This window comes from Acinetobacter halotolerans (genome assembly GCF_004208515.1).
Lineage (GTDB): Bacteria > Pseudomonadota > Gammaproteobacteria > Pseudomonadales > Moraxellaceae > Acinetobacter > Acinetobacter halotolerans.
The window spans coordinates 91,947-107,564 of record NZ_SGIM01000011.1 but is presented as its reverse complement, the minus strand read 5'-3'; the positions used below and the strand labels follow the sequence as shown (position 1 = coordinate 107,564).

Genomic DNA, 15,618 nt, shown 5'->3' with positions numbered 1-15,618 from the left:
ATATTCATTAAATATCATGAGCTTATTTTTATCACATTTCTTTGGATATGTGTTTTCTAGCTCAAATTTCAAAGCAATAACACCAATTAGACGAGCAATTTTGAGCTTACTTAATACTGCGGCTGAATTATAGCTACAAGTGAGTTTTTGATCACAAAACAACCTATAGTTGTTTAGTTTTTATAAACAATACGGTTTTTTGATTACTTAACTTTAAATGTCAGCAGATTACTTCCATTACCTTACCTAAACTCAATTAATTTCAGTCTTAAAACGTTGTTTTTTAGACGCAATTTGAATTCAACTTATCTTTTTTGCAACATGGAAATTTTTAGAATCAAAAAAAAGGGGGTTAAAACCACCCTTTTCGCCCCGTCAGAATCGCATCTGCGCAACGTAATGCTTCTTGGCTTAATCCCCACAAACGATAATCACCTGTGGAAGAGGTAATATTAAAGTTGTGCGTATATGCAAAGCTCAGCTCGCGATCAAGATCACACCAAGCACCTGAACCATTAAAACCTATATGGCCAAAACCATGAGGCGTGCGTTTTCCCATCGTTAAAATACGGTGATAACCTAAGCGCCAATGCATTGGAATTGGCATTACCCGATCACGAGCCTTGTTTTGAACTGTACTGAGCTGCTTAAAAACGTCTGGACGAATTAATTGCTGTCCATCCCACTGCCCTTTATTGGCAAGCATGGCATACACTTTCGCAAGACTATTCGCAGTGAACACTCCATTTGCAGCAGGAATTGCAGCCTGTAACCCTAGATCGCTAAAAAAACTAAATCCACGCATGCCTTTAGGAATCATCGCATCTTTGAAATCTTGAGGATCTTGCCCAGAGAGTTCCAATAATTTTTCCGACCAAGAGCCTTTACGAGGTTGATTGGTTTTTTTGGTTGCTGGTTTCGGTGACGTCGGTGCTTTTGGCTTTTCTAAAAGACGTGCTACACGAGTTAATTCTTGTTCTGGCACGCCAAAGTACGCACCATCCAATGCCAATGGCTGGACCAAATAGTGTTGCATTAACCAATTTAGAGGTTGTTTTGCCGCTTTTTCCAATATACCGCCGACAATCCATCCATAAGTCAGTGGTTGGTAGGCAAAGCCTTCACCTGCTATAAAACGTGGTGTTGCTGCTGCGACAACATTTAACATATGGGGCCAATCCAGCATTTCCACGGCTTCATTGATCATATTACGAATATCAAACAAGCCACTTTGATGGGATAAGACATGACGCAAAGTCATATTGGCTTTGCCATTTTGAGCAAATTCAGGCCAATATTGCGCGATCGGTGTATCGTAATCGAGTAACCCCTCACTCACCAAAATATGTGCAAGTGTTGCCAGAATGCCCTTACCTGTGGAATAACACATCGAGAGGGTATCGGATTGCCAATCTTCTTGTTGAGATTTTTTACCTGTAAAAATATCGACAACTTTTTGCCCTTGAAAATAGACGACTAAAGCAGCGCCTCCTAAGTGACTTCGAGCATCCTGAAAACGACTGAATTGTGCTGCTAGATCAGTAAACCGTTCATCGACATTGCCTTGATAATGATGTGTATCGGCAAATAAAATTTCTTTCATCAATGCAAATATCCTTATAATATTTATGTTTTTAGAATATCCCTCTTGCGAACAAAAGGGATAATTTAGCATGCTATTTTGTATTAAAGCGCTTTCACTGTACCTGCAACATGAGGCTTTTTAGATTTCACATTACGAATCAAAAAGTCAGTTTGCTTTGCTTCAGCAACAGTTAAAAATTCAACTTTTGAAGGCAAATACATTGGTAATTTGAACCAAACGTCAGCTTCATAAGCCTCTGGAAGCTCCATATTTGCTAAAGCTTTTGCTTTGCTCCACATACCATGCGCAATTGCTTGTTTGAAACCAAACGCCTTCGCAGTTACTGCATGGATATGAATCAGGTTAAAATCTCCCGAAATCTTTGCATAACGGCGCCCCGTATTTTCTGAGATGTCCCATTCTGCTTGAACTTCATAAGCAGGTGCTTGAGTCTCTTTGGCTTTCTCAGCCGCTTTTTTCTCAGTTTTTTGGCGAGATAGGTAAGTCGTTAAGCTTTCCATTACCACTTCACCACCGACCTTAGCTGTGGTGATAAAATCAAACTGTAAGCCTTTATCATGTGGCTGAAGTTCACCGAATTTGCATGACAAGGTAATTTGTTCATTTACACCAATTTTGCGTGTCTGTTTGATTTGGTTGCGAATATGCACCAATCCCAAAATCGCAAATGGAAATGCTTCACTGGTCATCATGTGCATTTGCAAACTTTGGGACAAAACAGCTAAATAGATCGCAGGTACAAAACCATCATTTTTAAAACCACAGATTTCGTTGTAGCTTTCTAAATGCTTCGCATCAATCTGAAGTGTATCCACTACATATTCGACTTGTGGAAGTACTTTTTCGCCTTTTGGCTTTTTGAAAATTAAACCTTGAATGACTTTTGGATAAGCTAAGTAAGGTTTTGGTAATTGACTAAAATGACGTGTATTCATAATAAACCTTTCAATATTTTTTATAAAAAAGGGATGCACAAGCACCCCTCTTCAAAACCCTAATGCTTTACGCACCTAATAAGCTTTGACCACATACGCGAACAACGTTACCCGTCACACCTGTTGAACCAGTTGAAGCATACCAAGCAATCGCTTCAGCAACATCTACAGGTAAACCACCTTGGTTCATTGAGTTCATACGGCGACCAGCTTCACGAATCGCAAAAGGAATCGCAGCAGTCATCTGAGTTTCAATGAAACCAGGCGCAACCGCATTAATCGTAATGCCGTTCTTTAATGTTGGTGCAGTAAATTTAACTAAGCCAATCACACCTGCTTTAGAGACAGCATAGTTGGTTTGACCTAAGTTACCCGCGATACCACTGATTGATGATACACAAACGATACGGCCATTTGCATTTAAACCATCATTTGATAGTAAGTAATCGTTAACACGCTCGATCGCAGACAAGTTAATGTTGATCACAAGATCCCACAACTCTGGCTTCATGTTTGCCAAAGTCTTGTCACGAGTAATACCTGCGTTATGAACAATAACGTCTAAACCACCCTGTTTTGCAGCAGCAGTTTTGATTTTCTCACCAGCATCAGCAGCAGTAATATCAATCGCCAAAACTGAACCACCAATCGAACCTGCAACACGCTCAAGATCGGCTTGCTGTTGTGGAACGTCCAAGCAAATCACATGTGCGCCATCACGCGCAAGTACGTGAGCAATCGCTTCACCGATACCACGGCTTGCACCTGTAACTAGAGCAGTTTTACCGGCAAGTGGTTTCGCCCAATCTAAATCAACAGTATCTGCTTTAGAAATACGGATCACTTGACCAGATACATAAGCAGAACGCGGAGAAATTAAGAAACGTAAAGTTGATTCAAGATTCGCTTCAGCGCCTTGATCGACATAAACCACTTGAGCAGTAATACCCTTTTTAAACTCTTTGCCTGCAGACTTGACGAAACCTTCTAGCGCACGTTGCGCAATCGCTTGTTTTACTGTTTTAGCAGTTTCAGGTGTTGTACCAATGACAATGACACGACCTGAACTTGAAATTTGACGCGCGATTGGATTAAAGAAATTATACAATTCTTTAAGTTGTTCAGAATCCTGAATACCAGAAGCATCAAATACAACCGCTTTAAATTTAGATTCTTTATCATCTGCATTAAGTGGACGAAGATTTAACCCTACTTTTGCAGCAGTTTGTTGTAATTCAACATTATTACCCACATAGCTATCTGCATGGATATTGCTAAGCACTTGAGCAATTGCGCCAGAAATTGTGCTTGAAGGTGCTGCGCCAAGCAAAACTGCACCATTCACAACTGGTTGAGCGCTTTCAAAACGATCTAACGAAACTGGTGATGGTAAACCTAGATTTTTTACGACAAATTTACCCAAAGGTGATTGCGTAAATGCTTGGTATTGATCAGTCATGGTTATTATCTCTCATACAAATGAATTTTTTACAAACACATGCATCATGTTAGCGAAATAACATGAAATCAATGTCTGATTGACTCACAACAAATCATACTTGAGTTCATGTTCCGATGTCTTGACCTGAATGTGGTCTAAAGCGTCATTCTAGTCAATACCGCAATATCGTAAATATGCTATTGTTATAGCAAGAATATCGCAATTATGCTTGGAAAAGCCTTATGAGCAAAACAACTCAAGAAAATCCAGCAGTCGAGAATTCTGCTCAAGAGACTGTGTCAAATACATCAAAAGCAACTCCTACCAAGAGTAAGAGTGCTGGCACAACTCCTAAAGCAGCAAGTACGACAACTAAAACGACTCGCGTTCGTTCTGCTAGTCGTAGTACCAAAAGCACTGCTTCTTCTACATCTACAAAAGCTGCTACAGCTAAAACAACCAAACCTTCTGTTCAACAGGATAAAACCATGAGCCAAAACACTGTCCGTCGTGTAGCCATTATTGGCGGTAATCGTATTCCATTTGCTCGCTCAAATGGTGCTTATTTTAAAGCCTCTAATATGGATATGCTAACGGCTGCCTTAAACGGTTTGGTTGAGCGTTTCAACCTACAAGGTCAGCGTTTAGGTGAAGTGGTTGCTGGTGCTGTATTAAAGCACAGCCGTGACTTTAACATGACACGTGAATGTGTTTTAAACACACAACTTGCACCAGAAACACCTGCTTTTGACATTCAACAAGCATGTGGTACTGGTTTACAAGCTGCATTCCTTGTTGCAAACAAAATTGCGCTAGGTCAAATCGAAGTCGGTATTGCGGGTGGTGTAGATACAACTTCTGATGCCCCTATTGCTTTCGGTGATGGTTTACGTAAAGCTTTACTTGAACTTAACATCGCTAAAACAGGTAAAGATCGTTTAAAAGCACTCTCTAAAATCAATCTAAAAGATTTGATGGATGCACCTAAAAATGGTGAGCCACGTACTGGTCTTGCAATGGGTGATCATGCTGCAATCACAGCATTAGAGTGGAATATTGCTCGTGAAGCGCAAGATGAACTTGCTGCATCTTCTCACCAAAAAATGGCAAAAGCATACGAAGAAGGTTTCTTCGATGACTTAATCACACCATTTATGGGTTTAAGCCGTGATAATAATTTACGTGCTGACTCTACTGCTGAGAAATTAGCTAAATTAAAACCAGTATTTGGTAAAGGCGAAGCTGCGACGATGACAGCGGGTAACTCTACGCCACTTACTGATGGTGCTTCTTGTGTTCTTTTAGCTTCTGAAGAGTGGGCTAAAGCGAATGGTCACGAAGTTCTTGCTTACCTAACTTTCTCTGAAACTGCTGCGGTAGATTTCGTAGGTAAGAAAGAAGGCTTGTTGATGGCTCCTGCTTATGCAGTTCCACGTATGCTTGAGCGTGCTGGTCTTAAACTTCAAGATTTTGATTACTATGAAATCCACGAAGCTTTTGCATCACAAGTTCTTTCTACTTTGAAAGCTTGGGAAGATGAGAAATTCTGCAAAGAGCGTTTAGGTTTAGATGCACCTTTGGGTTCAATTGACATGAGCAAACTTAACGTTAAAGGTTCTTCTTTAGCTGCTGGTCACCCATTTGCTGCAACTGGCGGTCGTATCATCGCAACTGCTGCAAAACTATTGAATCAAAAAGGTTCAGGTCGTGTACTCGTTTCGATCTGTGCTGCTGGTGGTCAAGGTGTAACAGCAATTATTGAAAAATAATTTCTAAGCTGTTCAAAAAAGCTGAATCTCTTGATTCAGCTTTTTTTATGCATCAATTAAAAAAAGCATCTTCTAAAAGATGCTTTTTTTAATTTATTTTATTGTCCGTACTGCTTTTTTAGATATTCAACAATCTTGGCAGATTCAAACATCTTCACACCTGTGTTTGGATCAATCAAATAAGGCACTTGAATATCACGCCCCATGATTTCCACAACTTTCTCACGCTTGCCATTTGGTAATGGAATATATTGACCTGGTTTTAATCGCAAAATCGCAGGTCCCATATCTTGCCAACGCTCTTTCGGTACGTTGTGCAAAACATATGGCAATTCTAATTCACATAACAATTCACGCACTAAACGTGTATATGGGCTCGCTTCAAAGCTCCATAATTCCAATAATTGCTCCGGCTCAGGACGATCAATTATTTGTTTATTGATCCAAACACCTCGCGCCGCATTGACCACCGTTGCTAAGGTAGACACATAAGGGAGCTTAGGATAATGACTAAATTTCCTAGGTGTTTGTCCTGTTTTCCCATAATGCTTAAAAAGATGATGAATAATTTCTTGTGACTCATAAAGTTGATCACCTGTATTTTCATCAATCAAAAAGGGAAACTGCCTTTTCCCACCTTTTTCTTTTACGATCTTGCGATATTTTTGGCCACCTTTAGGGCATGGATAAACTTCCACGTCCAAATTCAATAAGGTGATGACTTCACGAACACGACGACAAAATGGTGAGCCCTCAAACTCATATAATTTAATCGGCTTTGATGGTTGATTCGGAAATGGAGTTCCCGATACACCTCGCCCACCTTCTATTAGCGTTGCCGCAACAGATTGTAAAATCTTGAATTGATGATTCACCATTTTTAGCATATCGCGATCCTTTTAGCAGTCGACCAATTTTTCTTTTGCGATCACGATTCCATTATTATCCGCATAGATATAATCACCAGAATTGATCGTTACACCACCAAAATACAGTGCAATATCAACTTCACCTATGCCCTTACGGTTACTTTTTTGCGGAATTGCAGCCAATGCATGCACACCTAAATCAAGCTCTGCTATTGCATCCACATCACGTACACAACCGTAAATTACCACACCGTTCCAGTGATTTTTTACTGCAGACTCAGCAATTAAATCACCCATCAATGCACAACGCATAGAAGCGCCGCCATCAACCACCAGTACTTTGCCAGTACCGTCTGTTGCCAAAAGCTCTTTTACCCGAGAATTGTCCTCAAAACACTTCACAGTTACGATTTGCCCACCAAAAGTCTTACGTGCGCCATAACTTTTAAAAAACTTACCATCCATCGATGGCGTTACCACTTGTAAGTCTTTTTCAGGATTATCATCTAACAAATCACACGTTACAAAAGCTGCTGTTGTCACCGAAGTTCTCCATTATTGGGTCTGTTGTATACTCAAATTATCATATAGCTTAAAAGCCGCAGTTTGGCTCTGAGCTGCGACAAGCATAGTATGCGCCAATTGCTCAGCTGTTACAGGCTTAAATTTAAACGGTTTCGTCCACTTTTTTTCAACCAATTTAAATAAAGTTTGGGCCATATCTTCAAGAAAACGCATCTCACTGCGCTTACCAATTAAAAGCGAAGGTTGAAAAATGGATAGCTTATAAATAGATAAACTTTTTAAGTAGGTTTCCAGCTCACCTTTCACTTTATTATAGAAAACTGGTGAATTAGCATTCGCTCCTAATGCACTAACCACTAAAAAATGAATATTTTTATCCTGGATCAAATCAGCAAAATGAGCATTAATTTCATAGTCAATTGCATAAAAAGCTTGTTTTGATCCAGCCTGTTTTATGGTGCTACCCAGACAACTAAATGCATGGGTATGAGCATTGACATCTTCATCATTGAGCAAAAGAAGATCTTCCACAACGAGCTGTGTAACTTTACTATAAGAGTCTAATATAGTTGATTTTTTACGAACGACTACAGTGATTGAGTGAAAGTCATCTGACTGCTGTAATTCATTGACTAACGCCTGCCCCACCAAACCCGTTGCACCAATTACGATTGCTTTTTTATCACCGATGCTCATTTATAGTTCTTCCAATTCATCATTTAGATTAATGTAACGTTTTCTTGCGTGATTATCATCTGTTAAATGCACTTAAAAACATTACAAGGCTTGACTTCGGGGCGTAGTTTCCTCAAAATATGCCACTTGTTTACGGGCTGGTGAATGTTGCCAATTATTTGGTTTTAACTTCAGCCCGCCCAGACCAACTTATTTTTAAGGAGTGCACGAGTGGCAAACTCTGCTCAAGCTAAAAAACGTGCTCGTCAAAACGTTAAAGCACGCAAACACAACGCAAGCTTGCGTTCTATGGTTCGTACTTACATCAAGCGTACAGTAAATGCGATCGCTGCTGGTGACTATACAGTTGCTTCAGAAGCTTACAAAACAGCTGTTCCAGTAATCGACCGTATGGCTGACAAAGGCATCATCCACAAAAATAAAGCAGCTCGTCATAAGAGCCGCTTAAACGCACAAGTTAAAGCTTTAGCTAACTAATTTGATGCATGTAAAAAAGCCCGTTTTCGGGCTTTTTTATTGTCTTTAATTTTTTATATAGGGCTGTAGCGCTGTTCCCTCATCTTCTACTATCTTTAGTAGCTTTTGGCAAAGCTTATAACTTTCTTCCAATAAACCTAAATCATGCGCCCGAGCTTTATTCTGTGTGAATAATGCTTTTTGCTTCTGATAACACAGCTCCAATTGCTCTACATCTTGACTCAAAGCAATCATCATCAGTTCAAAACGAAAATCCAAATCAATTATCATATCAGACGGCATATCCCCATAAACCCAAGCCTGTAGCGTCTCTAATCTACCTTGCCCCAAATGAAAAAATATAAAATTGATATACTCATTTAGATTTTTAAAAAAGTCCTGAATATCCGCTTCACTGTCCCATCGTCCGATCAAAGGAAAGCACACTTCAGACCGCTTACTTGATGTAGAGGGTTGATGAATATCCATAGAGCGTAAACGGAAAATTAAACGTTCAGGTAACTGGTCTTGTAAATGTTGAGGAATAAAATAATCGGTAAAATCCATTGCAAACGACAACATTGGAGTTACCGTTAGTTTTCTTAATACCATTTTCAACTGATAAAAAACACCTGCTTGCTTTTGAGTCAGCAAAAAACAGCGGTAGCCTGCATCCAACGCTAATTCAGGACGTTCCAAATTCCCCCAGTTAGAAATAAAGTCGTGTGCGATATTAAAGACATCAAGCTGCAAATCTTTCGTGTAGGTCTGCTGCTCAAACCATTGACGTATGAGTTGTTCAGCCTCTGGCATCGTTTTGGGTGCTTGAAAGTGCTCATCTTCCCAAACTGATATAGGTTGCACATTCAATGCTGTCACTTTCTGAAGCTGAAGAGGTTCTAACAAATAAGGTTGTAACATCTGTTCAACTGCATTTTCTGGCGATTGTAATTCACCAATTGCCCATACATTATAATTTGGCTCATAGAAACCAACCCCAGTTTCACGTACCGCTTCATAAAACACGCGGTACACAGCATCATTCTGTGCATCTTGTGCTAAAGCTTCTAATTGAATAATGGCACAGACATTTTGCGAAAATTCTTCTTTAATGCTCTGAATCCATTGTTGAGTTTGTGCTGGGAAAAAAGATTGGTTCTGAGGATCACAAATTTTATCCGCAAATGAAAATAGCCATGCCCGTAGAGTTTGCCCATGGCTAGGAATATGGCCATATTGTTGATGTAATTCAAATGCCACTTGATATGAGTTATCTTCTGAGGGAACTTTGCCTGTGAAAATTTCAGGCTCCCACAAATAAATCGTGTTTAATGACATATTTTTATCCATTTATGTGTCTAATTTCTCTTTTTATTTTCATATAATGACGAATAAAAATTATTTTTAAAAGTAAATTCTTTATTTTTATAAGCAGGACCGATTGAAATTCCAATCGGTCCTGTCTTCTCTTGATCATCAAAAGTAATCTCAATATCTATATATCAATCGATTACTATTTTAAAAACGTCTAAAGATATTAAGGATTACCCATTAGTTTTTTGGTAAGCGCTAAGTTATTAGCAGACAGCCCTGCAAGCATTAAACTATGATTGACATCAGGTATCGTCCACTTTTGATTTGCACCTCCAGTACAAGTGTAACGGATTAAACGTGCACGATGATTTATTAAACTCCCGCCCTCCAAATCAAAACATTGATTTGTTTGCTTAATCGTTTGCAATGATAAATCCATCGACCAAACCTGAGTGCTCAGATCACGACCACAAGGCATGAGATTGATGACATTGCCTGCTGTCGTTGTTAAACATTGGCCCACATATTTTTTATTGTGAATTTTGCCTAGAGCATCATAAATCCACTGTTCAACATCATCCCCAATACAGCCATTAGCACCACTGATATATACATTTAATTCACCATTTTCTAGTGATTCAGCTTTAAGACAATACGTTCGGTTCATCAATGTTACAGCCGAATTCAGATTGAAATCACTCTTCAGTCCAAGCTTTTCAACAAATAAATGAAAGGCACTCACTGCCTCCGTATTGAGATTGTTTAGTTCCTCATGGTAAAGATTCATCCAACGATTTAAACGATGTAAAACTGCCTGTTGTTGAATATATCGAGACATTTCATTTTGAGCACCTGTTGAAAGCTGTTCTTTAAATGGGTGATATGAATCAAAAAGTAACTTTGACTCTGGAGATAAGCTCACCACAGCTTTCCCTTTATTCTCAAGTAATGCTTGCTCAAATTGCGGAAGTTCAATTGTTCTCAGCGCTGAATATCCCACTGTCTTACCAATTTCAACATATGGCGCCAATACAGATGTATCCGTTGTGTCTATGGCTATCGTCGATAGTAAAGTGGCTGCTTGATTGGCTCTTTTACAATATAAATTTACTTTTTGTGGAGCGTCACTTTGTGCAAGATTGATATGAAATTTATTTGCATGGCTATTTGCATTCACTCGTTGAGGCGCTAATGCAATATTTTGAGTCCCCTTAGCAAACTCAACCTTGAGCCAACAATTCGCCGTCGTATTACTCGGATCTACTTGAGGCAAATTGAACACATTACCCCAGTTGCCTTTTGCCGCCGGATAAATCAATCCAACCTGATTATCTGGATCATACCCACCCAAAATCGTATAAACAGGTACCCCAAATAATCGTGGTTTTAAATAGTTCCCATCAGCACTGTTGTACCAAACATTTGATGAGCGTGGTGTTTTAGGTTGGCTAACCTCCATCATTCGAGTGGTTGAGTTCCATTTTTTATAACCCGTCGGAGAGTTTACATCCCAAACGTAACGATCCAGTGCAGGTTGAATTTTTGAATAAGTGCTATAGCCCGTATAATGTGTATATTTGGAAATACTGCTGGATGTTCCCCCACCAGACATTGCGTCCCAACCATACGCATATTTATTTAGAAAATTTGGAACACCATTATTACCATCACCCAGATTTGTCGTAGTCCAATTTAAATTACTACGCATTTTATTTCTAAAGGCAATATACCCCCAACCGCTATCGGCGTGATGAGCTGCCCAAAACATATTATCGCCAACCGAACCCGGATAATGCCCCAACCCAAAATGATGACCAATTTCATGACTAAACTCATTTCCGATAGAGTCAATCAACGTCAACATACCATTCCCACCACTTAAACCATGTGTAACATCACCATTACTATACTTACCACGAGCATAGTGAGTCACAACACTCTGAGTAAGTTGTGGCTGCTCTTGGCTTGCCATAGATGCACTGGTCACGCCCCAGTTCGCCAAATTAATGCCGACACCAAAGGTTGATTTAGCCGTATTCTCACGCATATCACCACTATAAACATCTCCCGTGGTTACACTTGCCGTATCATAAATTACTCCACTCGCCACCATGACCTTATTTAGTTTGAGATCATCGTATTTGGTCACGATCATACGTGCAGCCGGAATCGTCTGAAAATAATCTGTTCCAGCTTTTTCAGGCGCTAGCAGCATATGATGCCCATTTGATTTCGGTGGATCAGTCAACAAACCCAATCGAATATTCTGTACAACCAGCTCAGCAGGCGCTGCAAAGTCAATATCTTCTGCACGTAGATCACCATTTCGCTGATTGAATGGATCAATGACTTTGATACTTAAACCTGCCCGAATCTCATCCCACTTTAAAGCAGCAGTCCATGCACGTTTTGAATAACTCACAGGTGGACGTCCATCAGAATTGGACTGATCTGATGCAGCGATTTGCGATGGCTCGATTAAACGAATCATTCTTAAAAGTTTATTTTGATAATATATTTCAGCGTCTAGGGCCTGAATATCCCCCATTTCTGCTAATGGGGATACCAGCAACAAAGCCTCCTTTTCACTGGTCAGCCTTGGCATATAGTCTTTTTCATTGTTATTTGGATTGACTACATGGTTTTGCGCAAACTGAACCATCGCTGCGAAACTACCATTTAGATCGTTTCGTAAAGTTCGAGTTTGGCCTAATTTGTCATAGTCATAAAAGCCCAAAGTGGACTCATCAATCATATCCCGAGTCGATTCTGGATATTTATCCAGTACAGAAGGAAGCGTATTTTTATCATCCCCACCTGCACTTTTTGTTTCCCCACTCCCGCCACCACAAGCCAACAACATAACTGGAAGCAGACAAGCTGTTAAATACTTAAGTCGCAATTGCATCACATTCCCCAAATTAAAATACAATGAATTATCGTTAGTGATAAATTTTGTGAAATAGTTAATTTAATAAAATCATATATTTATATATAATATCAGCTTAATTTTATCGCTGTTAATTAATTTTTAAATTTAAAAGAGATAAAAAATTCTATGCGAAATTTATCAAAATACGAATGATGCCTTATCGGCAAATATAGATTTTATTTATTTTGAAAATGCTCAATGATCAACTCTTGTTGCTTACCTCGCCAAATCCATTTCAATTTGCTGCTCGCAAAGTCTTCACCCTCAAACCACACGAATAAGCCCTCCATCATCTCAGGCCAGTCGGTTTGTTCAATTTGATTTTTACCTGAAATGACAGCAATGATAGCTGCAAGAATGGTGTCATGGCTGACTGCCAAGCTTAAACCATTATGATGGGTTGGATGTGTGTGATATAGCAGTTCCAGTACATCAAATACGCCTGTTATCGGGTGCTTCATTCCCGGCAAGTCATTATTGACAAAACTATTAATGAACCCCAATGCGCCTTGCTTACGGAAATAGGGTGCAGCTTGTTGAATATCTAATACAAAACTTCCTGGTTCTACCAACAATCGCTGTTCTACAATCTCAATAGTATGCGTATTGATTGCTTTATGCACCCCATCTGCACCTTCAATCATTAAAGCGGCGGTATCTACACAACGCTGGATCGGGCTGGAAATACAATGTTGAATAGCGCGATCTGTATTTTGAATTAAATACTCTCCCCATGCATAAGCCAAATCACGCCCAGATTCGGTCAATTGCAGATCGTACCCTGCCAAACCCTGCCCACTCAGTAACTCACGCAAAGAATGGCGAGTAAATAAAGTTACTGGTGTTGAAGCATTCGGGAGGAGATCAATTGCTTCAAACATACTTTTCGGCAATAAATGCAAGGCCATATTTAACATCAAAAAATGAAATCTATTCCACTATACCATGTGCCAAATAACTCTCAATCTAAAATGCCAGAATGGCTCAACGCATCATAAGCAATATTTCTGCAGTGTTGATCTCTGAAAGCGATAAAACCACCATTCAAAACGGTTTCACGTTGATTATATTGAAATGGCTTTCCAGACAAAGTCATTAATCCACCACCAATACTTTCCAAGAAGGCTTGTCCTGAACTGGTATCCCACTCTGACGTTGGATGGAATCGTGGATAAATATCAATCTCACCCTCCAGCATCATACAAAATTTATATGCACTCCCCGCTTCACGACGAATCACTTCATGCTGCTGCAAAATAGGTTCAATAAAGTTTTTATATTTGGGGTTTTTACTATTATGACTCAGCCCAACCTGAATCGGCGCTGCATGATTATGCTCTTCAATCTGATATTGAAACCATTCTTGGCGGCTAAAGCTATATTTATAAGGAAGTTGTGAATGATAACCAATGTACATCACTTGCTCACAAGGCACCGCGATGATCGCAAATGTCGTCTGATGATTTTCAATTAAACTGAGATTAATCGTGAATTCATCACGTTCATGAATAAACTCTTTGGTACCATCTAATGGATCAAGCATCCAACAACGCGGCCATGCTTGTCGGGCTGAATAATCACTTTCTTCTGATAAAACAGGCAAATCAGGTGTAATTTCAGCTAAACACTTCAATATAAAGTGATTTACTTTTAAGTCTGCCTGTGTCACTGGAGAATCGTCACTTTTTTCCTGAATATTAAACTCACCACCCGCACAATAATTTTGATATTCTTCCAGTAATATTTGACTAGCCTGCGCCATGATGGGAACAAGTTGCAAGATGATGTGATCTTGTGGGGCAAGCGTTTTAATAAACATAGATCAACCTTATGTCATATTCAGATTTACAGCGGCCAATTATCATGTTTGATATGGACGGCACATTACTTGATTTAGCCTTTGATGATTTTATTTGGAATCATTGTTTGCCTGAGCGTCATGCACAAGTCCATCAATGCAGTCTTGAGCAAAGCCAACAGACACTATTTCAATTCTACCACCAACATAAGCATACACTATCTTGGTATTCTTCGGCGTATTGGACGGCTAAAGTCGGTGTTGATGTACTACAACTACAATATGAGCATCGAGATAAAATCCAAGCACGTATTGGCTGCCATCAACTGCTCGAACAACTAACTACACAAGGTTATCGTTGTTGGTTATTGACCAATGCTGATCGGGCTGGATTACAGCTTAAACTTGAAAATATCCAACTCAGCCCTTATTTTGAATTAATGATCAGTAGTGAAGAATTAGGCCACGCCAAAGAAGATGTCGAATTTTGGCAAAAGCTTCAACAACTTCACCCTTTTGATCCTGCTCGTGCGGTATTTATTGATGATACCGTTGCAGTGCTTAAAGGTGCAGAAGATTTTGGTATTACGCAGCTATTTAGTATCTTACAGCCCTCTAGTAATAAAGGTGTAAGAGTCGCAACTGAGATTCCTTACCCTGCACTTGACCATTTAACTGAACTTTTTGATTATCTTGAAAACTCACAGGTAATAGATGCCAAAACAGCATGAACCAGCAAGCATGGATGCCATGCGGATTGACAAATGGCTTTGGGCAGCACGTTTTTTTAAAACTCGCTCAATCGCTAAAGCTGCCATAGAAGGTGGGAAAGTACATCACAACAATGAACGCGTCAAAGTATCAAGAGATGTGCGTGTTGGAATGCAACTCACCATTCAACAAGGTTTTGAGAAAAAAACGGTACTGGTAAAAGCACTTTCAGCCGTGCGCGGTGGTGCACCTATAGCTCAGCAACTTTATGAAGAAACAGCCGAAAGTATCGAAAAACGAGAGTTGCAAGCCTCACAGCGAAAATTGCATAATCTAGCCCGACCAGATCATCGACCGAGCAAGAAAGATCGTCGTGATATCAATCGTTTTAAACAGGAAAATACGCAATCATGGACCTTCCATGAAGAGTAAGAATTTCTAATTATGGGTACGTCATCTCGTGTCGCACAGACACAGATACGATGTAGAATAAACAACTAGAATCTGCCACTATACTCAAGTCCCAACAAGTTGAGATTCAATACATCCACTTGGGTTAGTCGTTA

The 15,618-nt window shown here is 39.6% G+C and carries 14 protein-coding genes; 4 read left to right on the top strand and 10 right to left on the bottom strand.

The annotated features are described in order from the left end of the window. Positions 1-352: 352 nt before the first annotated feature. From EXE30_RS12970 to EXE30_RS12960, 3 genes are all read right to left on the bottom strand, one after another. The gene (locus tag EXE30_RS12970) at positions 353-1,606 is read right to left on the bottom strand and encodes a serine hydrolase domain-containing protein (protein WP_130162756.1); all 1,254 of its coding nucleotides are present in this window, start codon (positions 1,604-1,606) and stop codon (positions 353-355) included. Between the two features lie 80 nt (positions 1,607-1,686). Next, a complete protein-coding gene (locus tag EXE30_RS12965) occupies positions 1,687-2,541 on the bottom strand; it encodes a MaoC family dehydratase (protein ID WP_130162755.1) in 855 nt (284 codons plus the stop codon). Positions 2,542-2,608: 67 nt separating this feature from the next. After that, entirely contained in the window at positions 2,609-4,000 is a 1,392-nt protein-coding gene (locus EXE30_RS12960; protein WP_130162754.1) for a 3-oxoacyl-ACP reductase, read from the bottom strand. 224 nt (positions 4,001-4,224) lie between these two features. Here EXE30_RS12960 and EXE30_RS12955 point away from each other — a divergent pair, with 224 nt between their 5' ends. Continuing rightward, positions 4,225-5,751 carry an acetyl-CoA C-acetyltransferase gene (locus EXE30_RS12955; protein ID WP_130162753.1) on the top strand — a complete coding sequence of 509 codons (1,527 nt, stop codon included), beginning with the start codon at positions 4,225-4,227 and terminating at the stop codon, positions 5,749-5,751. A 98-nt stretch (positions 5,752-5,849) separates the two neighbouring features. On the opposite strand, the gene EXE30_RS12950 is transcribed toward EXE30_RS12955, so the two are convergent. Genes EXE30_RS12950 through EXE30_RS12940 form a run of 3 tightly spaced genes read right to left on the bottom strand, consistent with a single transcriptional unit; the run spans position 5,850 to position 7,841 of the window. After that, positions 5,850-6,638 (bottom strand): glutathione S-transferase N-terminal domain-containing protein, encoded by a 789-nt coding sequence (locus EXE30_RS12950; protein WP_130162752.1) that lies wholly within the window; start codon positions 6,636-6,638, stop codon positions 5,850-5,852. A 12-nt stretch (positions 6,639-6,650) separates the two neighbouring features. Beyond that, positions 6,651-7,163 (bottom strand): ribonuclease E activity regulator RraA, encoded by a 513-nt coding sequence (gene rraA, locus EXE30_RS12945; protein ID WP_130162751.1) that lies wholly within the window; start codon positions 7,161-7,163, stop codon positions 6,651-6,653. Positions 7,164-7,175: 12 nt separating this feature from the next. Continuing rightward, on the bottom strand, positions 7,176-7,841 hold the full coding sequence (locus EXE30_RS12940) for an NAD(P)H-binding protein (protein WP_130162750.1): 666 nt from the start codon (positions 7,839-7,841) through the stop codon (positions 7,176-7,178). Positions 7,842-8,051: 210 nt separating this feature from the next. Between EXE30_RS12940 and rpsT the strand changes: the two genes are divergently transcribed. Next, the gene (gene rpsT / locus EXE30_RS12935) at positions 8,052-8,318 is read left to right on the top strand and encodes a 30S ribosomal protein S20 (protein WP_004671564.1); all 267 of its coding nucleotides are present in this window, start codon (positions 8,052-8,054) and stop codon (positions 8,316-8,318) included. Positions 8,319-8,363: 45 nt separating this feature from the next. On the opposite strand, the gene EXE30_RS12930 is transcribed toward rpsT, so the two are convergent. The 4 genes from EXE30_RS12930 to EXE30_RS12915 all read right to left on the bottom strand — a co-directional run bounded on the left by EXE30_RS12930 (position 8,364) and on the right by EXE30_RS12915 (position 14,362). After that, a complete protein-coding gene (locus EXE30_RS12930) occupies positions 8,364-9,635 on the bottom strand; it encodes a hypothetical protein (RefSeq protein ID WP_130162749.1) in 1,272 nt (423 codons plus the stop codon). A 199-nt stretch (positions 9,636-9,834) separates the two neighbouring features. Further along, positions 9,835-12,519 (bottom strand): M66 family metalloprotease, encoded by a 2,685-nt coding sequence (locus EXE30_RS12925; RefSeq protein ID WP_130162748.1) that lies wholly within the window; start codon positions 12,517-12,519, stop codon positions 9,835-9,837. 200 nt (positions 12,520-12,719) lie between these two features. Continuing rightward, positions 12,720-13,451, bottom strand: coding sequence for a histidine phosphatase family protein (locus EXE30_RS12920; RefSeq protein WP_130162747.1), 732 nt, complete (start codon positions 13,449-13,451; stop codon positions 12,720-12,722). 53 nt (positions 13,452-13,504) lie between these two features. Then, positions 13,505-14,362, bottom strand: coding sequence for a 3'(2'),5'-bisphosphate nucleotidase CysQ family protein (locus tag EXE30_RS12915; RefSeq protein ID WP_130162746.1), 858 nt, complete (start codon positions 14,360-14,362; stop codon positions 13,505-13,507). 11 nt (positions 14,363-14,373) lie between these two features. On the opposite strand from EXE30_RS12915, the gene EXE30_RS12910 reads away from it, so the two are divergent. After that, positions 14,374-15,072, top strand: a complete 699-nt coding sequence (locus tag EXE30_RS12910; protein ID WP_130162745.1) for an HAD-IA family hydrolase — start codon at positions 14,374-14,376, stop codon at positions 15,070-15,072. Then, a complete protein-coding gene (locus EXE30_RS12905; RefSeq protein ID WP_130162744.1) occupies positions 15,056-15,484 on the top strand; it encodes an RNA-binding S4 domain-containing protein in 429 nt (142 codons plus the stop codon). The genes EXE30_RS12910 and EXE30_RS12905 overlap by 17 nt, the downstream gene beginning before the upstream one ends. Positions 15,485-15,618 lie beyond the last annotated feature (134 nt).